Source organism: Bacillus timonensis (assembly GCF_000285535.1).
GTDB lineage: Bacteria > Bacillota > Bacilli > Bacillales > Bacillaceae_L > Ferdinandcohnia > Ferdinandcohnia timonensis.
This window is the reverse complement of sequence record NZ_HE610986.1, coordinates 813,794-833,872: the sequence shown is the minus strand read 5'-3', so window position 1 is coordinate 833,872 and position 20,079 is coordinate 813,794. Positions and strand designations below refer to the sequence as shown.

The window sequence follows — 20,079 nt, the reverse complement described above, 5'->3', positions numbered from 1 at the left end:
TTTCATTACTCACTAAAATATAGAAATTTTTAATAAAGTTAAATTCGATGCCCCTTTTTGCCCCTTACCTCTCTATAACATTAGTGTAAAGGAGGTGAGGGACATGGCAGCAACACAGGACATTCAAAGTACACAGTTACGCTTAGTATTTGAAAATGGTGTTGATGGCAAGGGAAAGGTAATCTACAAAAATAAAAACTACAATAATATTAACCCTGCTTCAACAGCTGATCAGTTGTATTCCGTTGCCGTTGCAATCGAAGGATTACAAAGTTTACAGCTTTTCAACATCGAGCGCAATGACAGCTACATGCTGGCAGGCGATGGTCAGTAATTTTTAATCAAAATCTATGAAAAGGGGGAATAAAAAGTGGCGAAAACACTTGAAATGCAATTTACAAATGAGGCTGGAAAAACAGCAACTGTTTCGATTGAAAATCCAAAGGAACCAGTTGATCCAGCAGCGGTTACGGCTGCAATGGATTTAATCGTTTCATCAGATGTGTTTCTAACACCTGGTGGTCCGATTACTGCGAAAAAAGGCGCTCGTGTTGTGGAACGCAATATTGAAGCAGTTGAAATCTAATATAGAACAGGGCCAGCTCTCATAGGGAGTTGGCTTTATTTTTAAATGGGAGGTTCGAACAAAACGCCAAATCGTATTAGGTTTGAAAGGAGGGAACTCGGTGGAACAGCTACTGCCTTTCATTCAGGAGGTTGGCTTTCCGGTTGTCGTGACATTCTATTTGTTGCATCGAATCGAAACGAAGCTTGATAGTGTCATTGACTCGATTCAAATGCTGCCAAAAAGCATGAAGGCCGATCCATCATATGAAACGAAAAAAATATATCGTAACAGATGGAGCACCTGACCACTTGAGTCGGGTGTTTTTTGTTTGGGCTTTAATGGGCGAAAACCTAAATAAAGGAATGAATAAAAAAGAAGTAGAGAAACTAAGAAGAACATTGAATATTGAGGTGTTCTGTTTGGAAATTCAAGGTTACAAGCTTGTGAAAAATAAAGACGATTATACATTAGTGATTTATGTGGAGTCTCAAATGACAGAATTTGCATCAGAGTTTGGCGGACATTTTTATCGGGAAAAAAAGGACCTTAACACACAAATCCGTCATCTCGTAAAAGAAAAGTTCCCACATATACCGATTCGAGCTGCAAAGGTACTGGCAGGTTCGATGCTGATTACGACCTTTTATTTAGGAGCGACTGGGCCAAATGTAGGGGCGCAGACAATTAGCGGGCAAACCCAGACTGTCAATGATATGTACACGGTGCAAGCGGGCGATACGTTGTACTCAATTGCCAAGCGCTACAATGTGTCGGTAGATTCGATTAAAAAAGTCAATGGGCTGACGTCAGATATGCTGTTTGTTGGCCAGCAACTACGGTTGCCGTTTTTCACATATACCGTAAGTTCGGGCGACACACTTTATAGCATTGCCAAGCGCTATAACACAACGGTCGACCAATTACGAACAACAAACCAGTTAAAAACAGACATGCTGAGTATTGGACAAAAGTTGCGAATCCCTCAGCTGCAGGCGACAAGCACGACAACGACCCAACCGACACAAGGGACAGTGACGGAGCAACCGACAACAACCCAGCCAGTGGAAGAAACCGCGACCGCACCACCACCAACAACAGCCCAACCGGCGGAAGAAACCGTGACGGCACCAGCCCCTACGCCTGTGCAAGAAACACCAACGCCGGCTCCAACAACTTCAACGTATACCGTTGTGGCGGGCGATACATTGTATGGGATTTCTATGAAATTTGGTACGACAGTCGATCAGTTGAAATCACTAAATAATTTAACGACAACCGTGCTGAACGTTGGCCAGGTATTGAAGGTCCCAGGGACAACGGGATCGGATGTGGCAGCACCGACAGCACCAGCCACTACAACATATACAGTCGTAGCGGGCGATACTTTATACAGTATTTCGCAAAAATTTGGCACCACTGTGAGTGTCATTCAAGCAGCGAACACTTTAACAACGACGAACTTATCGATTGGCCAGGTGTTGACGATTCCGGCTGAAGGAACTGTAACAGCTCCACCACCAACTGAGCAGCCGACGCCTGTTGAAACGCCTGCTGACACAACGGCACCGATAGCACCAACTTTTGCACCAATTCCTTTGGTGTCAACAGCCAACCAGTCAAATCTCAACGTGACCGGCACAACCGAAGCAAATGCATTAGTGACCCTTACGATTACAGACCAGACAAATGCGCCAAAAACGATACAGGTAAAGGCAAATCAAAATGGCACCTTTGGTACCAAAATTGACGTATCCAATCTGCAAGACGGCTCGTTAACAATCACAGCAACTGCCACGGACGAAGCTGGTAACAAGAGCGTAGTAGCAACTCAAACGATTAAAAAAGATACAAAAACCGATGCACCAAACATCATTAATACGCAAATCATGAACCGTCAGTCTGCTACTGCTTATCCTGTGAAAGGAACAGCAGAACCTGCATCACGCGTGCAAATTGTCTTTTTTGATGGAGTGAATGCTCCGATTACGACCGAAGTTCTTGCGAATGAAAAAGGGGAATTTAGTGCAATTGTCAATTTAGGAAAATTGCGCGATGGCCCGATTTCGATTACGACGAAAGCGATTGATTCGTCCGGAAACGAAAGTGGCATGACAAAACTGACTGTGAAAAAGGATACAACGGTCGAGGCTCCCGTTTTTCAAGAACTTCAAGATATTACGGGTAAAAATGTGGCAGAGTTTACGCTCGTGGGAAATGCTGAGCCAAATGCGACCATAACCATTCGCGCTACAGATGGCGCCAACAATAGAGTGGACACAAAAATAACGACAAACGAAAACGGTGCATTCCGGTCGGCACTGAATTTATCTGGTTTAAAAGACGGAAATATTACACTTACTGCGATTACAACTGATGAAGCACAAAACAGCTCTGACCCGCAGCAAGTGACAATCACTAAAGATACCTTCATAGCTGAGCCTGTTCTGGATACGAAGCAAAACATCACAACACAAAACGCAAATAGCTATACATTGCGTGGAATAGCAGATTCAGGTTCAACTGTACAAATTGTGCTATCTGACGGAGTGAATCCAGAAATGACGGTGGAGGCTGTCGCAAATGAAAATGGGGAGTTTACGACAAATGTTGACCTTCGCAACCTAAATGACGGAGAAATATTTATCACAGCAAGTGCAATGGATGAGCACGGAAACCGCAGTGAGGTCGAACAGGCAACACTCATGAAGGAAACAACCCTTCCGCCTCCGGTGATTAGTAATACGGAGATGATTAACAGCAAAACGGCAGAAAGCTATCACATTTTTGGAATCGCACAGCCAGGAACAACTGTTGATATCACAGTGTCTGACGGGGTGAACCCTGATATCATCACATCAACAACAGCCAATCAAAACGGGGAATACAATGTTGCCGTTGATGCGAGTGCACTTTTAGATACGAGCTTAACGATTTCGGCGTTCCAAACGAGTGCAGCTGGCATCACAAGTAATGTCAGCAATACTACGGTTGAAAAAGATACAAAAGCACCAACGGCACCGATTTTTAACAATGATGAATTTATTACCGGTACGAATCAAGCAAACTACGAGCTGTTCGGAAAAGCAGAGGCAAACACAAACATCCAAATTCGGATTTTTAATGGAAATGGGCAGGAAAGAACAGTTACAGCAACCACGAATGAAAACGGAGAATATCGGGTACCGGTTGATCTAACCTCTTTTTCAGATGGAGATTTGTCATTTGAATTGACCCAAGTTGACCGAGCGGGAAATGTGAGTCCAGCTGTTACGAAAACATTGATAAAGGATACAGTTGGGCCAGCGGCGATTCAGCTGGAAACACCACTGCCGATTTTTTCGGATAATGTGCTTATGTACCCAATCCGAGGTGTCGGTGAGCCACACGCCACAGTTGTTGTCGAAATTTCTGACGGTGTTAGCGTGGTTACGAAAAATATTGAAACTGATGATAATGGCAGGTTTGAGGAGATTTTTGACCTGAGTACATTGAGGGATGGCGAACTTACAGCCACATTCCGTGCCACTGATAACGCCGGAAACGTTGGGGAATCACAAGAATTCATACTTGAGAAAGATACAGCTGCACCAGCTGGGGTGGTCACAAATCAGCCTTCTTACGTCAACACCACGAACCAGTCCAATTTTACAATTACTGGCAGTAGCGTTGAAGAAGGTGCGACCGTTGAAATGGTAATAAGTGATGGTACGACAACGGTGAGGCAGACAGCTCAAGTCGTAAATGGCGCTTTTGGGGCCAATTTTAACCTTTCAGGGCTAAAGGATGGGCCGTTAACCTTTGAAGCACGGCAAACCGATGTGGCCGGAAATAAAAGCATTGCTGAAGCGACAACGATTGAAAAAGATACGGTTGTTGAAAATGCGGTTGCAACGAAAAATGGTTTCCGTTATGAAAATCTCCAGTACATTTATACGGTCATTGGAACTGCAGAGGCGAACGCGAAAGTCGAGGTATCCCTTTTTGATGCCAATAAAAATGTACTCGTGACACGAATCGCAAATGCGGATAAGAATGGATTTTATTCAGTCGATGTATATGTTGACAAGGCTTCGAATGTGGCATCGGCTTCGGTTAGGCAAACAGACACCGCAGGAAATACGAGTGAGGTGACAACTGTTTCGATGAGCTCGTACACAGTTGCACAAGGTGACTCCTTGTATGCGGTGGCGAAGCGCTATAATACAACGGTGGATTCATTGATGTCGTTGAACAATATGACAAGTGATGTGATTCAGCCGAACCAAACATTGCGCCTACCGATTACGGCAAGCGAGGTCGTCAACCTTGGCTATATGTACTTTGGCAACACGAGTCAATATGTAAATACCGTGAATTCGACAGGCCATGCGGTGAATATTGTTTCACCAAGTTACTTTGATATAAATACGGATGGGACGCTGAAGCTTACCTACCAGGTTGACCCGAAATTTATTGAGACGATGCATAGACAAGGTATTCGCGTTGTTCCATTTTTAAGCAATCATTGGAATCGCGATGTGGGTCGGGCGATGCTTGCAAACAAAGAGCTTGCGGCACAGCAAATTGCCGATGCAATCGCGCGTTATAATCTCGATGGTGTGAATGTTGATATTGAAAATGTGACAGATGCGGACCGCGCGAACTATACGGAATTTGTTCGGTTATTAAGGGAAAAAATACCGCCGACAAAGGAAGTTTCTGTTGCTGTCGCAGCAAATCCGAATGGCTGGGCGACAGGCTGGCATGGGTCGTATGACTACACAAATCTTGCGAAATACGCAGATTATCTGATGATCATGGCGTACGATGAAAGCTATCAGGGCGGTGACCCAGGCTCAGTTGCAAGCTATTCATGGGTTGAAAAATCAATACAGTACGCGTTGGCACAAAATGTCGCACCCGACAAGGTTGTACTGGGGATTGCGCACTTTGGACGCTATTGGATGGAGGGACAAAGCTATGGCGGCTATGGCATTTCAAACACGCAGGTTCAAACATTGATTGACCGCTATAATGGGACTGTTGTGTTTGATGAAGTGAGTAAAACACCGAAAGCTACGATCACCATTAAGGCGGGTGACCCGTTGACGTTTGTCAATGGAGCCGCACTTTCTCCAGGCACCTACACGATTTGGTTTGAAAATGACGAGTCGATTCAGAAGAAACTTGAGCTTGTTGGCAAATACAATATTCGTGGCGTTGGAAACTGGAGCCTTGGCCAGGAGAATAAAAGCGTTTGGAACAGCTACACAACGACATTGCCGAATACCGTTCCAGTTGTATCGCCGATTTATACAGGGCCAGTTCAAACCTATAAAACATACACAGTTGTAGCTGGAGATACGCTCTGGGTCATTGCAAATCGAAACGACACAACGGTTAGCGAACTGAAGGAAGCAAACGGTATGACGACAGATTCGTTGTTTGTCGGTCAGGTGTTGCGGATTCCGACGGATGAAGCGGAAAATGTTGTTACACCGACACCAGCACCTCCTGCAACTGAGACAGCGGCACCTGTGTATACGGTAAATTACACAGTCGTCGGGGGCGACACATTGTCGGCAATTGCTGCTAAAAATGGCACAACCGTGACGGCCATTAAAACGGCTAACAACTTAACAAGTGATATGATCTATGTCGGGCAAGTGTTAAAAGTTCCAACAAACGTTGTGATTCATACAGTTGCGTCCGGTGATACCTTGTACGGAATCGCCAAACGCTATAACACAACCGTTACTGCCATTAAAACGGCCAACAATTTAACAAGTGACATATTAAGTATCGGTCAGACGTTAAAGATACCGGTATAAGTGTAAGGACCCGGATGCCTTTGGTGGGCATTCGGGTTTTGCTTTGTTTTGTTAGTGGCAGTAGATTGGGCTTAGTGAGATTATTTCGGGATAGCGACAGTATTTTTGAAATAGTGGCAGTAAATTTAAATTAGTGACAGTAATTCTGGGATAGTAGCAGTATCTTTAAGATTAGTGACAGTAAATCAAGCAAATGGCCTAGACGTAATAATTTGAAGCAACCTGGTAACTCAATTTATCAGCCAAACCGTATTTTTTAGAGTTTTCTATGTTTAAAAAATTGGAAAAATGCGGACAACCATAGACCCCACCACCTTCCGATAAAATATGATATGATAGTGTCATAGATAAGAAGAGAAAGGTGAATGTTTTACATGAAGGTAATTGGACGGAACGACCTCTGCACGTGCGGGAGTGGGAAAAAATATAAGAAATGCTGCGGAAAGTCTGCAGTGGTATCAATTGATGAAATCGTTGAGAACGAGCTAAATGATATCCAACATGACTTGTTTCAGTATGCACTCCATATGTACGATGACTTTTTTGATGAAGCACTGGAGGAGTATAGCGATATTTTCGATGAACTTCCAGAGGACGTGTACGATTTATTTTCATTCTTTTCACGAGTTTGGGTGATTAGCTCAATTCCGGCTGACGAGAAAACCATTTTAGAAGAATATGTTGATATATACGGTTCAAAATATAGTCGTCCACGAACAAGGGACCTATTACAGAGATGGAAAGGTGTTAGACCATCTGCTTATACCGTGACCGAGGTTGACGAGAAGAGAACTTATATGACGGTTCGTGATATTTTTACGGAAGAGGAGCACCAGGTGAGGATTTATGAGACGGAGACTGGTGTGGAAGCAGGATATTTTGTGTTTGGTACTTTGCTGCCTGCAGGTGCGAACTCGATCTTTTTCCCGACATATCTTGAATTGCCAACAGAATTTGCAGGCGATATGCGAAAAATGATTCTTGACCTCTTTGAAAAAAGTAGTGAGACGAATCCGGTTGATTTTATGTCAAAAGAATTTATTAATGTATTCATGGTATTTATGTTCGGAAAGAGTGCTGTAACAGCAGAGGATTACGAATGGAAGACACCAAAACAACAAGAGGTAGCTGAAATGTTTCAAATCCGGATGAAGGAGTACGGCTACGCAGAGGATATTGTTGGAATTGGACTATCATTATGGCATAAATATTGTGACAGCAAGAATCCAAGAATCATCAAAACAGGCATATATGAAGCGGCTTTGGTCTATATGGTTGAAAAAATATATCCGAATGACAGCATCTCTACTCAAGAAGAACTTGCTGAAGAATACGATGTATCATCAAGCAGTATTTCGTCTAAGTTTAAAGAACTTGAAAAAGTCCTTCAAGATGAAATTGCGGAATACGAAAAACAACAAATTGAGGCTGCTGAGTAAACAATCCATTTATTGGATTGTTCAGACTGTTGACAAACGCTCGCATACTGCGTTGCTTGCCTCTCTTGTCCGCTCATGAAGGCAACTTCTATTCGCGTCTTCGCTCGCGCCTTGTCTGAGAAACATTTTCAAGACAGTCTGGGACTTGAATTAAAATATAGATAGCCTTAAAAATTCATGTAGACAAAGTCAGTATTGACATTGTTTACACTCAAAAACAATCCATTTAGTGGATTGTTTTTTTATGCTCCAAAAGAACTACCTTTCCGACTTTAGACTCATTTTTACAGAAAATAAAGGTATTTGTCAGATTTTTGTGTAATTTGTAGAAATGAAGCTACGAAAAGGGAGGATTTGGAATGAGTAAAATGGTCAAAGTTTTAGGAAGTATGCTTGTGCTATTGATGCTTGCCTTGCCTGGAAACACTGCGTTTGCACATGGTGATGTTGATGATGGTTGCGGGTGTGATGTAACTTATCTAAAAGGAGCTGAGCGTAACAAAGCTGTTGCGAATACATTGAAATTGGCTGTGTTTAAAAAAGCGAAAGCAGACTTAGGTAAAGATGGCTACGAATTCGCCGGGGCTGATCAGGTGTTGGCAGTTACAAAACCGGGACCGAATGGCGAAATTTTTACAATCGTAGCAGTTCCGTTTGTTCATGAAAATGGGGATATATTGTTTGCGGGATTTGCGGAGGGAATGTATTTGGGGGCTCAACCACCAGAAGAATAAACGTTTTGAATGCCAAATAAAAAATGTTTGGAATTTAGCCACAAACTTGTCACAATTTCCCTTTGAAAAATTTGCAGAATAGTGTAAAATGGATTTTAATTGGAAACTAAGAATGGTAGGTAAAAGGTATGAGTTCCGAACAACTTTTAAAAATAATGATAGATATTCAGAAAAAAGTAGAAGGCACTGCTTCTATTACAACAGAAGAAGTCATGCAGGATCTAATTGGTAGATTGAAAGAGTGTCAATCTGTATAATTTCATAAACTGTAAACGGAAAGTCAGAGGGTGAACCCTGGCTTTTTTTGTTTTTGCAACATAATTTATGAAAATTCGACTCCCCTTGGTTGATTGCTGTAAGTATTTGGTGAACGAATGTTAAAGGATTAGGAAATAGTTCGTCTAAATATATGGATGTAGGTATATCCATATACAGTGTGGATGTACCAAAAACATGTATGAGGGGGAGTATCGTGAAAAAAGTTTTTGCAATTTTACTAAGCTTGGCTCTGTTACTGAGTTTCCTTCCGTCTGTTTACGCAGGTGGTAAGGACAGTCAGGCAGAGTACTATTCAGTACTGTTTAATAAGAACAGTATCCCAGCTAGCTTCGCTAAGGATGTTAGCAAATTTGGTGGTGAAGTGGTTTACACGGTTCCGGAAATTGGTTTCGCACAAGTAAAAGCTTCAACAGCTGATTTTTCAAAGCTGAAAGGAATCGCAGGGGTGAGTGCGGCTAATCCATCGATTTCATGGAATCTTCCGGAATCACAGCAAATTAAAGCGGAGGGTGTGAACCCTGCCAATGCGGCTTTATGGGATTTACAATGGGATATTCAACGCATCACAAATGATGGTGCCAGCTATGAATTAGGAACGGGTTCACATGATGTGGTTGTGGGAATCGTTGATACAGGGATCGACCGTGATCACCGTGACTTAGTGAAGAACCTATTACCTGGTTCAAAAAACTTTGTTCCGGCTGGTGGTTTCCAAGGAGAGGAACCATATGAAACAGGAGATCCTAATGCATTTGATGACCTCCATGGACACGGAAGCCATGTAGCAGGTTCAATTGCAGGAAACGGCGCCATGCTTGGAGTTGCTCCTGACACAGGGATCCGTGCGTATCGTGTATTCGGTACTGGCTCTGCTGAATCAGCCTGGATTTATGCGGCAATGATTGCGGCAGCAAATGATGGAGTAGATGTTATCTCAATGAGCTTAGGTGGTTTTGACGTAATCGGTCAAACTTTTTATGTAGACCCTGTGACTGGTAAGAAGGAAAATCTCGGTAATGATGTTGCCGATTTTAAAGCATATAAACGAGCTGTTGAATATGTAACAAATAAGGGCTCACTTGTTGTTGTCGCAGCTGGAAATGATGGAATTAATGCGACAAATAAGAAAGAAGTAATGAATTTCTTGAATAACGAATATGCTGGCGATGGTTTGTATTTTGTTGGTGCTGGTTTTGAGGTTCCTGGTACAATTCCTGGTGTGGTAACTGTATCAGCAACTGGACCTAAAGATGTGCTAGCAAACTACTCGAACTACGGACCTGGCTTCGTTGATATCGCTGCTGTCGGTGGAGATGCGAGATTATATGATCAATATGCAGCTGAAGGTAGGTTTGATGAATACCTTGCGAAGCGTTTGTTTGAAACGGAATTCAACTTGAGTGCAAGTAATACTGGTGGCTGGTACTGGTCAATCGGTACATCAATGGCAACGCCGAAAGTTTCAGCGGTTGCAGCACTACTCATTGATAAGTACGGAAAGATGACACCAGCAAAGCTTCAAGACCTTCTTTATAAAAAGGCGGTTGACCCTGTAAAAGGCAGTGATAAACAGTTTTTCGGAAACGGACATTTAGATGCATATGATGCATTAAAATAAGGTGGAAGGGCGAACCTGGTTTATCTGGGTTCGCTTTTTTTATGGGGATTTCGAAAAAAACTGTAGGAAAATAAAGCCCTTTCATAATCTCCTAAAATATGAGAATATGGTTTTGATGAGTTTCTAAACAAGGAGGTTTTCAAATGACAAAGGTTCGTTTTGGTGTTTTATCAACTGCAAAAATTGCCAAAAATGCATTGATTCCAGCGATTGAGCGTGCACATAATGCAGAGGTTGTGGCTGTTGCGAGTGAAAGCGGAAAGGCGAAAGAATTTGCTGCAGAGCTTGGCATCCCAAAGCATTATGAATCATACATAGATTTATTGAATGACCCAGAAATTGATGCGGTGTATATTCCGCTCCCAAATCAATTGCATAAACAATGGGCGATTGAAGCTGCGAAACATGGTAAGCATGTACTTTGTGAAAAACCAGCAGCTCTGACCTCACAAGATGTAGAAGAAATGGTGGCAGTTTTTAAAGAAAACAATGTGATTTTTATGGAAGCCTTCATGTATCAATTCCATCCACAGCATAACCGTGTAAAGGAAATGATTACAGCAGGTGAAATTGGCGATGTGAAGTTGATTCGTTTGACTTTCTCCTTTTTCCTAGATTTACAGTCTGATAACATTAGGCTTAATAAGGATCTTGGCGGTGGAGTGTTGTATGATGTGGGCTGCTACTGTATTCATGCGAGTCGATTGATTACAGGTGAAGAACCAGTTGAGGTGAAAGCAACAGCGAATATTCATCAGACACATGGAGTCGATTTAACCGTGGCGGGTACATTAAAGTTTGAAAGTGGCGTAATTGCGAATTTTGACTGCAGTTTCGAGCAGCCATTTAAGGAGTCATATGAAGTAGTCGGTACAAAAGGTTCTATTATAGCCAAACATGCTTTCCGTCCAGACAATCAAGCCGGAAATGCTGTGCTAGTCGTAAATACAGAAGCCGGTCAGCGTGAAGAAACCGTTCAAGGTGACCAGTACAAGCTTCAAGTTGAGCATTTTGCAGAATCTGTTCTTTCAAATAAACTGCCGATGTACAGTGCCGAAGAAACAATAAAAAATATGCGTGTGATCGAGCAGGCGCTAGCCCAGGTACATCACTAAAGTCAGCCCATGAGCTGGCTTTTTTTCTTCCTCTTTTTTTAGTGGACCCTCCCCGAATCTATCAAAATTATTTCTACTAAAAATGAATATCTATTAAAAACCTGGCAATACTAGATTACTAGTTGGGACAGAAGGTCAGGTTCATTCTCGCTGGGACAGAGGGACAGGTTTATCGTCCCAGTAGGATAAGGAACCTGACCCCACGCACCCCGGAACGTTAAAAAAGTGAACCAGGAGAACCGTCCCCCTGGTTCCAATGGAGGGATTAGGATGATGAAGGTGAATGTGAATGGTGAGTTGCCAGAGGTGTTACCGGCGAGTAAGGATGATTTTTTGAGGTTGTTGTTAGATTTAGTGGTGAAAAAGTAATAGGAAGTTTGGTGTGGGTGTTGTTGAAAGATTGGAAAACTTATATACTAATAGGAGAAAATTTGTATATGAAAAAAGGCAAACTTATGGGCCATTCTACCAGGATTGGTCTTGTTTTTTGCGTATTCCTACATGAAAGAGGTACGACAGATGAAGAGTATTCGCACCAGATTATTTACTAGCTTTTTTACCATTATTATCCTGACTATAGTCCTAGCGACCTATAATTTTTTGGCAGTATCCAATATGAATCAGCAGACGGATGATATGGTTTCTAAAGAACTTACCGTCTTGCTTGAATATGATAGTTTAAAATACAATATTGCACAGAGTATTGGGCTTGCGAGAGCGTATGTGCTTTACGGAGAAACATCGTATAGAAATGATTATGATCTCTATTCGGTAGAGTTTGATTTAACGAATCGAAACTTAAGTTCAATGAAGATAAAAGAAGTAGACGGCCTTTTAAAAGATACGAAAAAATGGCGTGATATGATTAAAAATGATGTGTTTATCCCGTATGAGAGTGGGAAAACAGAGCTTGCGAAGCACAATCTGCAAACGATTATTCAGCCAACAGCAAGGGGCTTAATGGAGCGTGTAGAGAAGCTTTCAAAAGACCGAGAAAGACAGATTGTCTCCACTGGAGAAGATGTTGTAAAATACGGCCAATCAGCGAACACTGTAGGACTGGTGGTTACGGTATTAGTGATCATCTTAGGATTGCTTATTTCAATCTTTACGTCTGTAATGATTGCAAGACCGGTGAAAAAGGTCGCAAACCGGATGAAGGCTATTTCAAGCGGTGAACTGCAAGCTGAACCAATTAAAACGAAGCTAAAGGACGAAATTGGCCAGCTCGTTACAGCGGTTAATGATATGAATGAAAACTTACGAGGTATGGTTACGCAAATGGGCGTTGTTTCTGAGAATGTGACCGGCCAAAGTGAAGAGTTGACCCAGTATGCGGATGAGGTCATGGCTGGCAGTCAGCAAATTGCCGTCACAATGGAGGAACTTTCCCGTGGGGCTGAGGACCAGGCCACTTCATCAACGACGTTAATTGAAAAAATGTCCGGGTTCTCTGAGGAGATTATGAAAGTTGCGGTCAAAGGTGATGACATTAAGGGGCAATCCCAAGGGATGCTCACGATGACAAACGATGGTAGTGCCTATATGGAGTCATCGATTCAACAGATGAACAGTATCAATGAAAAAATGAAGCAATCTCACGCGATGGTTGTTGGCTTAGATAACAAAACGAATGAAATTACAAAGCTAGTGAATGTGATTCAGGAAATTGCCGGACAAACGAATCTTTTAGCACTAAATGCAGCAATTGAAGCAGCACGCGCAGGTGAACATGGTCGAGGCTTTGCCGTTGTCGCGGACGAGGTGCGAAAGCTTGCAGAACAAGTTGGCAATTCCGTTTCGGAGATTACTGCCATTGTAAAAGACATTCAAAATGAATCCAAGCAGGTCGTACAATCCTTAGATGACGGGTACCAATCAGTCGAAGAAGGAACAGCACAAATTCAAACAACTGGAAAAACATTTAATGAGTTGAAGCGGACAATCGACGAGATTGGAACGCAAATCGAGGCTATGTCAAGCTCACTCTATAGTGTGCTTGATGATACAAGGGAAATCAGCGGAGCTATCGAAGGAATTGCGGCTGTGGCAGAAGAATCAGCGGCAGGAGTAGAAGAAGTATCCGCAACCGCTCAACAATCCAGCAGCTCAATGGAAGAAGTCACAAAAAGCGCAAAACAGCTCGAAGAAAACGCCGGCGAACTCAACGCATTAATCCAAGGATTTAAATTGAAATAAGTGGATAGCGGTTTCTTCCTTGGGACAGAGGGACAGGTTTGTTGTCCCGGTGGGTCAATGGACCTGTCCCCATGTCCCGTGATATAGTGTAGGAAAAAAGAGAGGGGAAACCCCACGGTGTTACATATCGGAGACATTCTTTTTCAATTGTTCGCTCTTTTAGTTCCAATAAGCTTTGTTGCAATACTAGTTTATGTTGTTCGAACTTCAAAGCGGGTAAAACGTATTGAAGCAAAACTTGATGAAATAGCGAAAAAAGGAGAGTAAGACTTGGGAGATGATCTCAAGTCTTTCTTTTTGGAGGGATTCACACGTGTTTGAAACTGTAAAGGAAATCGTGACTAAAATTGGTAATCGAAAGCTTACATGGGGTGTTGGTGGCTCCCTTTTACTCAACTTTCATAGTCTTATTGAGCACCCAAATGATATTGATTTATTAGTAAAAGAAGAGGATGAGGCCGTGCTTAACGAAATTCTATCTTCGATGGGGACTTCAAAAGAGGCAAAATCCTTTTCTCCGTTTCGTACGGTGCATTTTTCAAAATTCAAGATTGGCAAGGTGGATATCGATAGCATGGGCGGATTTGCCATTCAACATAATGAAGGAATCTATCGGTTGCAATTTGATGAGAACTCGGTTGTGGAGAGAATTGATGGGATTCCTTTGAGTTCGCTCGAAGATTGGTATGTTCTGTATTGGTTAATCCCAAATAAACAAGAAAAAGCGATAATGATTGAGGATTATTTTAAAAAGAATGGAGTGAGGCATCCAAGGCTATTGGAGAAAGCATTGGGCCAGCCGTTGCCAAACGCCATAAAGGAACGAGTTCAAGAGGTGTTGAAAAAGTATTCTTAACGGGTTTTGTTTTGAAGGATATTTGGATGAACAAAACAATATAATGGACAAAGAAAATGTTCAGGGCGAAAACCCTGAACATTTTTCTATATGATAGCTTGTTCAACTAAAGTAACAGTGCGTGCAATTGGATTAAGCTTCAACGTTCCCTAAAATAGTGTTTATCTGCTTTTGTTCTTCAGCCTTATCCAAGTATTCATAAAATCCAATAAGATTTCCCCAAGGATCAGAAAATGTTCCCCATCTAACTGGGACTTCGGGTCTTGAGTGTATTTCAAAGTAATCAATTTGGAGTTCTTTTATAAGTCTTTCTCTTTCAGCTTCGATATTTGTAACACCTAAACGTAAGGGGCCATTTCCTTCAGTAAGAGTACCTTCTGCAACTTGTAACCAACAACCAGGAATCAGTTTCCACTCTACAAAATCATCGTGTGGAATGAAGTCGGGTTTTCTATGAAATAGTGTTTCATACCACTTCTGTCCTTCTTCAATATTCGATACACGTACTTGAGTAGTTACTTCAAATACCATTTCAATCCCCCTCCAATACAATTTATATATATTTTCTATACATTGATTCATAATCCCTTTACCCTGGCAAATATTTATTTGTTTGATGAAACAATCATGCTCCGTGCTATTAAAAGAGGTGCAAATTTGAGTGCCATTATACTCATAATTACCTTAACTTTCTCATAGTGCCAACATAAAAAGCAGTCAAATTCAGCTACGAATTCGACTGCTAGTTCATGTGATGTTTTATTTCTTGTACGACCTGGGTAGGCGCCCATTACTCTTTTGTGCTTATTTTAACGTTGCGAAACATAAATTTTGTTTTCTCCTGTTTGTTCGTTAGCACCATCGCATCGATTTGGGAGGTGGTGTCTTGCAGTTCAACTTCGAGCTGAATTGTCCGCCACGGGTCATGCAGACCAATCACCGGTGATACGGTCTCTGCTAAAAAAGTTCCCCGCGCATTGGTTTCGTCCACAAGCAAATAGACTGCACCTTCGCCCTTAACTTGCACTTCAAACAAAATTGTTTCTCCACCCTTAACCCCTTCAGGAGAAAAAACAAATCCTTCGCTTTCTTCTTCACCCTTCGTTGTTACTTCAAACGTGCCTTCCTCCACCTGCACCACCGTCGCACTCACCCCAAAAAACGGCGACTTTTCCGCAGCCGATGCTGGAGAAATTAAAATAAAAAATAATGCTATACTTAACCATAATTTGATTTTCATAATAAGTACCTCCTTTGGGACGAAATCCTCGTACCTTGTGGGACAACGAACCTGTCCCCGTGTCCCATTAGTATGTGGAAAAAGGAGGGAAACATGTAAATCAATCAACTGGTTTTGAGAAATTAATTCATGAACGTTGAGAGTTTTGATAATTAGAAATATGGGGACTTACATTGTTTCTTGGACTTTTGATCATTTGGTCAAAGAGTAAATAACTTTTTCAAAGGAAAAAGAAAATGAATATAGTAGAATATTCATAATGACTTTAACCTGGTTTAATGAGTGGAAGATTAAATTGATATAAAAATTTATGTTAATATCTAGTACCTTGAAAAAATGAAAATTGGATTCTGAGTCTTCTTAATATACCAGTTTGAGTGGTAAATCAATCCTAATTAACTTTAAAATTTGGTTGAAGTGATACTTTTGTTTTACTTTCACTATTTGATGTGTACAAATTGATACATAGGAGGATGGTGTAGTAGGTTTTTAGATTTTCTTTACTACATTAATATGAGATGAATAATGATCAAAAATCAATAAAAATTGCTATGAAGGCTTTAAAACGTTTAAAATGTCCGAACATAAAAAGAGCTGAAGGTTCCTCTGACTTTATAACATTTCAATCGGATTCTTACCGTAGAACACCTGACTTGGTATCTGGTCCAAATTTAGGAAGTAAATATGATTTTTATATTGATGTTCATGCAACCAATGGTTCAATGTTCGATATAAACAGTAGTGGATATTTATCACCAATAGCTGACTCTATTGAAAGTATGGTGAATGAATTAAAGGAGAAGCCAATCGGCACGGTAGGTAGGGTATTCCTATCCCCTTCTCATACATCCTACGCAAGAGAATGGGAGAATCCTCTTAAAAAGAAATCAAAAAAATACGGTGTTGACCGAAACTCCCAACTATTTGGATTAGTTGGAATTGTTGAGGGGCAAAGACAAGGAGATAAAATACTTACATCTGTTGCAGATTTTGCCACACTTGCAGATACGATCTTTGAAAAAATAAGAAGACACTATATGTATGACCAGATGAATTTGAAGTTCTTACAAGAGGAAAAGGAAGAGCTTCTAAAAGGAACAGGAAATTTAATTAGAATTCAGTATGATACAAACGAACCATTCGCTTTTTATTTAATACTAGGGCAGGGGCAATTAAGGGATTATGGTTTAATCCTAGTGAATTCAAGAGTTTTCAAGGCAAAAGAATATAAAGACCATCCGACTGTTATATGGTTGAAGAATCTTTTCAATCGACCATACGACATCAAGTTGAGTACATTATCCTAGTGTGGGATGGCGGACTAATCATCCATGATCTGAAGCAATTGGATATTAGAATAGAAACTCAACAAAAAAGACAGATTTTCATCTGTCTTTTGTATACGTTTATTCAATTTCCAAGTGTTTTTTCAAGCGAGCTGAGACGGCTTGGCGTTCATCTTCAGACACGATGTAGTACCATCTGTCTAGGGTTTTACCAACACCGTTAATGCTGTACTGTTCGATGTTATGGCGAGCATCTTTATAGTTCGCTTGAATAGTTTTCATTTCGTCAAAAGAAATATCGGTTGTGACGTTGTTGCCAAGTGCTCCAAGAATATCATCAATTTTTGTTACAGAAGTGAAGCTTGCGCCTTTATCGATAATCCCTTGGATAACCTGCTTCTGGCGGTCCTGTCTACCAAAGTCACCGCGAGGATCATCATAACGCATCCTTGCGTATTTAAGAGCTTGTTGTCCGTTTAAGGTCTGTGGACCCTCAGCAAATGATGCACCATCATAAGAGAACGCGAATGTGTTGTTCACCTGAACACCGCCAAGTGCATCAACAATTTGTTGAAGACCTTCCATGTTCACCTTCACATAATAGTCAATTGGCACATCTAAAAAGTTCTCAACGGTATTAATTGTCATGTCCACGCCACCAAATGCGTATGCATGGTTAATTTTATCCTGAGTGCCTTTACCTACGATTTCAACACGAGTATCACGCGGGATACTTAGCATTTGCATGGAATTGGTCTTTGGATTAACAGAAACCACAATTAACGTATCGGTACGACCCTTGTCGCCTGAACGTTCGTCGACACCCATAAGAAGGATAGAAATCGGGTCCTTTTTGCTAATATCGATTTGTTCCACACGTTTGTCAGAAGGACCTCTGTCCTCATGCATTTTTCCAACCGTACTTGCCACGGATTGATATAAATAAACGGCGTATCCACCGATGGCTACCAATAAAACAAGAGCAATGATTCCAATAACTTTCGGCCATTTTCGTTTAGTCTGCTTTTTCGAATGGCGCTCTGTTCGACTCATATTTATCAACACCTTTTTAGTAGAATAATAGCTGATAAAAAACTACACAATAGATTAGACGTATGAGACCAGAAAAAGTTTCACTTTGGCGATAAAAAAATGTCTATGTTGCTCGATGTTTGTCGAAGGAGGGAAGACATGTCGGCGGCAGACGCAAAAAATGGGCAGGTGGTGCAAATATGGTGGTTTAGACGCAAAAATCAGGCAGGAGACGCAAATAAGTTGGTTTAGACGCAAAAATCGGGCAGGAGACGCAAATAAGTTGGTGCAGACGCAAAAATCGGGCAGGAGACGCAAATGTGTTGGTGCAGACGCAAAAAAAGGGTAAGAGACGCAAATGTGGTTAGTGCAGACGCAAAAAATGGTCAGGAGACGCAAATATTTTGGTGTAGACGCAAAAAATGAGCAGGCTGACGCAAATATGTTGGTGCAGACGCAAAAAATGGTCAGGAGACGCAAAAATGTTAGTGCAGATGCATAAATCAGGAAATCGATGCAAATCCCAGAGTTTAAAAGCAAAAGATGGACTATCAGCAAATAAAACATCTGAGAAGACTAAATATCATCGACATAGTGCTACTAACTTTCCCCATCCTTTACAAAATATACAGTTACAAAACATATAAAAAGGGTCAAATAAAGAAGGATTTTGAAGAAAAACATCGAATTTATTCGGAGATTAAGATTAAGGAGTTGAGGTAAAATAAGGAAACGAGAAAAGTCACTTAAAATTAAAAAAACAGAAGCGCTAAGGAGGAGAATATCAACCAAACATCCGAAATACGAGGCTGTAGATGAAAATCATAGGTTACACATCAGCGGCTATAATGGAGAAAAGAATTTAGATTATTATTTGAAGTTTTTCCCTGATAAGAAATACTGCATTCTAAATGGCCTTCGCTTACCTGACCACTCAACAAATACTTATTTTGAAATAGATTCTTTCATCATTTCCCCGTACTTTGTACTTGATGTAGACGCAAAAAACCACAAAGGAGAACTACACTTCGACCACCACTTTGAACAAATGCACCAAACGAATGGGGACGTAAAAAAAACCTATACATGTCCGCTCACTCAATTGCATCGTCATCGTCTTCAACTCGAAAGGTTAATAGAGACGCATAAAATCGCAGTTCCTCCGATTGAATCACTCGTTGTAATTACAAACCCTTCAACAAGTATTAGTACATCTGATTATCATCCAGGAGCAAAGAACATCATTCGTGCCCCGAGCCTAATTTCAAAAATGGAACAATACGAAAAGAAACATAAGAAAGTAGTATTGGACAACAAACAATTGCAAAGGTTAGTGAAACTATTAAAAAAGATTCATACACCTTTGGATACCAACATTTTACAAACGTTTGGTATTCAAGAAAGTGATCTAGTAAATGGAGTCTTTTGCCCACAATGTGATGTTCCTCCCATGAAGCGTTCACAGGGAAAATGGTGTTGTATAAACTGTGGACATACTTCGACAAATGCACATATAAAGGCCGTACTCGATTACTTTTTGTTGATTGATAATAAAATGACTAATAAAAAGTTAAGGGAGTTCCTGTTGTTACCATCAAGGACAGTGGCCACCAAGATTTTGCTATCAATGGGTCTTGAAAAAACAGGGAACAAGAAGGGGACTACGTACACGATTTCTCTAGAGAAGTTAATGGATATGTGTAAAGATCACTAAGTATTTCATTTAGTAAGTAGGGTAAGGATTGAATCGATAAGATAAATGACAGCCGGCAAAGGGGAAGCTGGCTGTTTTAATTATGTAAATGACTAATCAGACGCAAAAATCGCTGGGGAGACGCAAATGTGAGAAAACCGACGCAAATGTGGGAAAATCGACGCAAAATCGTGGGAGACGCAAATGTGA

The 20,079-nt window shown here is 41.1% G+C and carries 18 protein-coding genes; 15 read left to right on the top strand and 3 right to left on the bottom strand.

From position 1 onward, the window contains the following. The first annotated feature begins 103 nt into the window (after positions 1-103). The 12 genes from BTHG_RS12710 to BTHG_RS12650 all read left to right on the top strand — a co-directional run bounded on the left by BTHG_RS12710 (position 104) and on the right by BTHG_RS12650 (position 14,618). Entirely contained in the window at positions 104-334 is a 231-nt protein-coding gene (locus BTHG_RS12710; RefSeq protein ID WP_010677116.1) for a DUF1659 domain-containing protein, read from the top strand. 36 nt (positions 335-370) lie between these two features. Then, on the top strand, positions 371-586 hold the full coding sequence (locus tag BTHG_RS12705) for a DUF2922 domain-containing protein (protein ID WP_010677115.1): 216 nt from the start codon (positions 371-373) through the stop codon (positions 584-586). A gap of 100 nt (positions 587-686) precedes the next feature. Continuing rightward, positions 687-872: a YvrJ family protein gene (locus BTHG_RS12700; protein ID WP_010677114.1), complete on the top strand. Its 186-nt coding sequence runs from the start codon at positions 687-689 to the stop codon at positions 870-872. Then, positions 832-6,378, top strand: coding sequence for a LysM peptidoglycan-binding domain-containing protein (locus BTHG_RS26285; RefSeq protein WP_083849107.1), 5,547 nt, complete (start codon positions 832-834; stop codon positions 6,376-6,378). The genes BTHG_RS12700 and BTHG_RS26285 overlap by 41 nt, the downstream gene beginning before the upstream one ends. Before the next feature lie 374 nt (positions 6,379-6,752). Further along, a complete protein-coding gene (locus BTHG_RS12690; RefSeq protein ID WP_010677112.1) occupies positions 6,753-7,817 on the top strand; it encodes an SEC-C metal-binding domain-containing protein in 1,065 nt (354 codons plus the stop codon). 359 nt (positions 7,818-8,176) lie between these two features. Beyond that, the gene (locus tag BTHG_RS12685) at positions 8,177-8,551 is read left to right on the top strand and encodes a hypothetical protein (protein ID WP_010677111.1); all 375 of its coding nucleotides are present in this window, start codon (positions 8,177-8,179) and stop codon (positions 8,549-8,551) included. Positions 8,552-8,679: 128 nt separating this feature from the next. Beyond that, positions 8,680-8,808: a hypothetical protein gene (locus BTHG_RS27675; RefSeq protein ID WP_269719495.1), complete on the top strand. Its 129-nt coding sequence runs from the start codon at positions 8,680-8,682 to the stop codon at positions 8,806-8,808. Between the two features lie 215 nt (positions 8,809-9,023). Further along, a complete protein-coding gene (locus BTHG_RS12675) occupies positions 9,024-10,448 on the top strand; it encodes a S8 family peptidase (RefSeq protein ID WP_010677110.1) in 1,425 nt (474 codons plus the stop codon). Between the two features lie 143 nt (positions 10,449-10,591). Continuing rightward, entirely contained in the window at positions 10,592-11,563 is a 972-nt protein-coding gene (locus BTHG_RS12670) for a Gfo/Idh/MocA family protein (protein WP_010677109.1), read from the top strand. A 636-nt stretch (positions 11,564-12,199) separates the two neighbouring features. Further along, positions 12,200-13,762: a methyl-accepting chemotaxis protein gene (locus tag BTHG_RS12660; RefSeq protein ID WP_010677107.1), complete on the top strand. Its 1,563-nt coding sequence runs from the start codon at positions 12,200-12,202 to the stop codon at positions 13,760-13,762. A 117-nt stretch (positions 13,763-13,879) separates the two neighbouring features. Further along, positions 13,880-14,029: a DUF4083 domain-containing protein gene (locus BTHG_RS26820; RefSeq protein WP_148361210.1), complete on the top strand. Its 150-nt coding sequence runs from the start codon at positions 13,880-13,882 to the stop codon at positions 14,027-14,029. Between the two features lie 46 nt (positions 14,030-14,075). Beyond that, the gene (locus tag BTHG_RS12650; RefSeq protein ID WP_010677106.1) at positions 14,076-14,618 is read left to right on the top strand and encodes a nucleotidyltransferase domain-containing protein; all 543 of its coding nucleotides are present in this window, start codon (positions 14,076-14,078) and stop codon (positions 14,616-14,618) included. 132 nt (positions 14,619-14,750) lie between these two features. Here the strand turns inward: BTHG_RS12650 and BTHG_RS12645 are convergent, their stop codons facing one another. Together BTHG_RS12645 and BTHG_RS12635 are read right to left on the bottom strand one after the other, a co-directional pair. Further along, a complete protein-coding gene (locus tag BTHG_RS12645) occupies positions 14,751-15,149 on the bottom strand; it encodes a VOC family protein (protein ID WP_010677105.1) in 399 nt (132 codons plus the stop codon). Positions 15,150-15,408: 259 nt separating this feature from the next. Then, the gene (locus BTHG_RS12635) at positions 15,409-15,858 is read right to left on the bottom strand and encodes a hypothetical protein (protein WP_010677103.1); all 450 of its coding nucleotides are present in this window, start codon (positions 15,856-15,858) and stop codon (positions 15,409-15,411) included. A 518-nt stretch (positions 15,859-16,376) separates the two neighbouring features. Between BTHG_RS12635 and BTHG_RS12630 the strand changes: the two genes are divergently transcribed. Further along, positions 16,377-17,165, top strand: coding sequence for a hypothetical protein (locus tag BTHG_RS12630; RefSeq protein WP_010677102.1), 789 nt, complete (start codon positions 16,377-16,379; stop codon positions 17,163-17,165). Positions 17,166-17,264: 99 nt separating this feature from the next. Here BTHG_RS12630 and BTHG_RS12625 read toward each other — a convergent pair whose 3' ends face one another. Further along, on the bottom strand, positions 17,265-18,197 hold the full coding sequence (locus BTHG_RS12625) for an LCP family glycopolymer transferase (RefSeq protein WP_010677101.1): 933 nt from the start codon (positions 18,195-18,197) through the stop codon (positions 17,265-17,267). Between the two features lie 337 nt (positions 18,198-18,534). Between BTHG_RS12625 and BTHG_RS26810 the strand changes: the two genes are divergently transcribed. Both BTHG_RS26810 and BTHG_RS12605 read left to right on the top strand, forming a co-directional pair. Next, positions 18,535-18,678 (top strand): hypothetical protein, encoded by a 144-nt coding sequence (locus BTHG_RS26810; RefSeq protein WP_157256195.1) that lies wholly within the window; start codon positions 18,535-18,537, stop codon positions 18,676-18,678. 222 nt (positions 18,679-18,900) lie between these two features. After that, entirely contained in the window at positions 18,901-19,890 is a 990-nt protein-coding gene (locus BTHG_RS12605) for a nuclease-related domain-containing protein (protein ID WP_083849104.1), read from the top strand. Positions 19,891-20,079: the final 189 nt, after the last annotated feature.

Bases quoted from the DNA above. Each gene is read 5' to 3' on its own strand.
- BTHG_RS12710 (WP_010677116.1), top strand. From the start codon at position 104: ATGGCAGCAACACAGGACATTCAAAGTACACAGTTACGCTTAGTATTT.
- BTHG_RS26285 (WP_083849107.1), top strand. From the start codon at position 832: ATGAAACGAAAAAAATATATCGTAACAGATGGAGCACCTGACCACTTG.
- BTHG_RS12690 (WP_010677112.1), top strand. From the start codon at position 6,753: ATGAAGGTAATTGGACGGAACGACCTCTGCACGTGCGGGAGTGGGAAA.
- BTHG_RS12685 (WP_010677111.1), top strand. From the start codon at position 8,177: ATGAGTAAAATGGTCAAAGTTTTAGGAAGTATGCTTGTGCTATTGATG.
- BTHG_RS27675 (WP_269719495.1), top strand. From the start codon at position 8,680: ATGAGTTCCGAACAACTTTTAAAAATAATGATAGATATTCAGAAAAAA.
- BTHG_RS12670 (WP_010677109.1), top strand. From the start codon at position 10,592: ATGACAAAGGTTCGTTTTGGTGTTTTATCAACTGCAAAAATTGCCAAA.
- BTHG_RS12660 (WP_010677107.1), top strand. From the start codon at position 12,200: ATGGTTTCTAAAGAACTTACCGTCTTGCTTGAATATGATAGTTTAAAA.
- BTHG_RS12645 (WP_010677105.1), bottom strand. From the start codon at position 15,149: ATGGTATTTGAAGTAACTACTCAAGTACGTGTATCGAATATTGAAGAA.
- BTHG_RS12635 (WP_010677103.1), bottom strand. From the start codon at position 15,858: ATGAAAATCAAATTATGGTTAAGTATAGCATTATTTTTTATTTTAATT.
- BTHG_RS12630 (WP_010677102.1), top strand. From the start codon at position 16,377: ATGAATAATGATCAAAAATCAATAAAAATTGCTATGAAGGCTTTAAAA.
- BTHG_RS12625 (WP_010677101.1), bottom strand. From the start codon at position 18,197: ATGAGTCGAACAGAGCGCCATTCGAAAAAGCAGACTAAACGAAAATGG.
- BTHG_RS26810 (WP_157256195.1), top strand. From the start codon at position 18,535: ATGTGGTTAGTGCAGACGCAAAAAATGGTCAGGAGACGCAAATATTTT.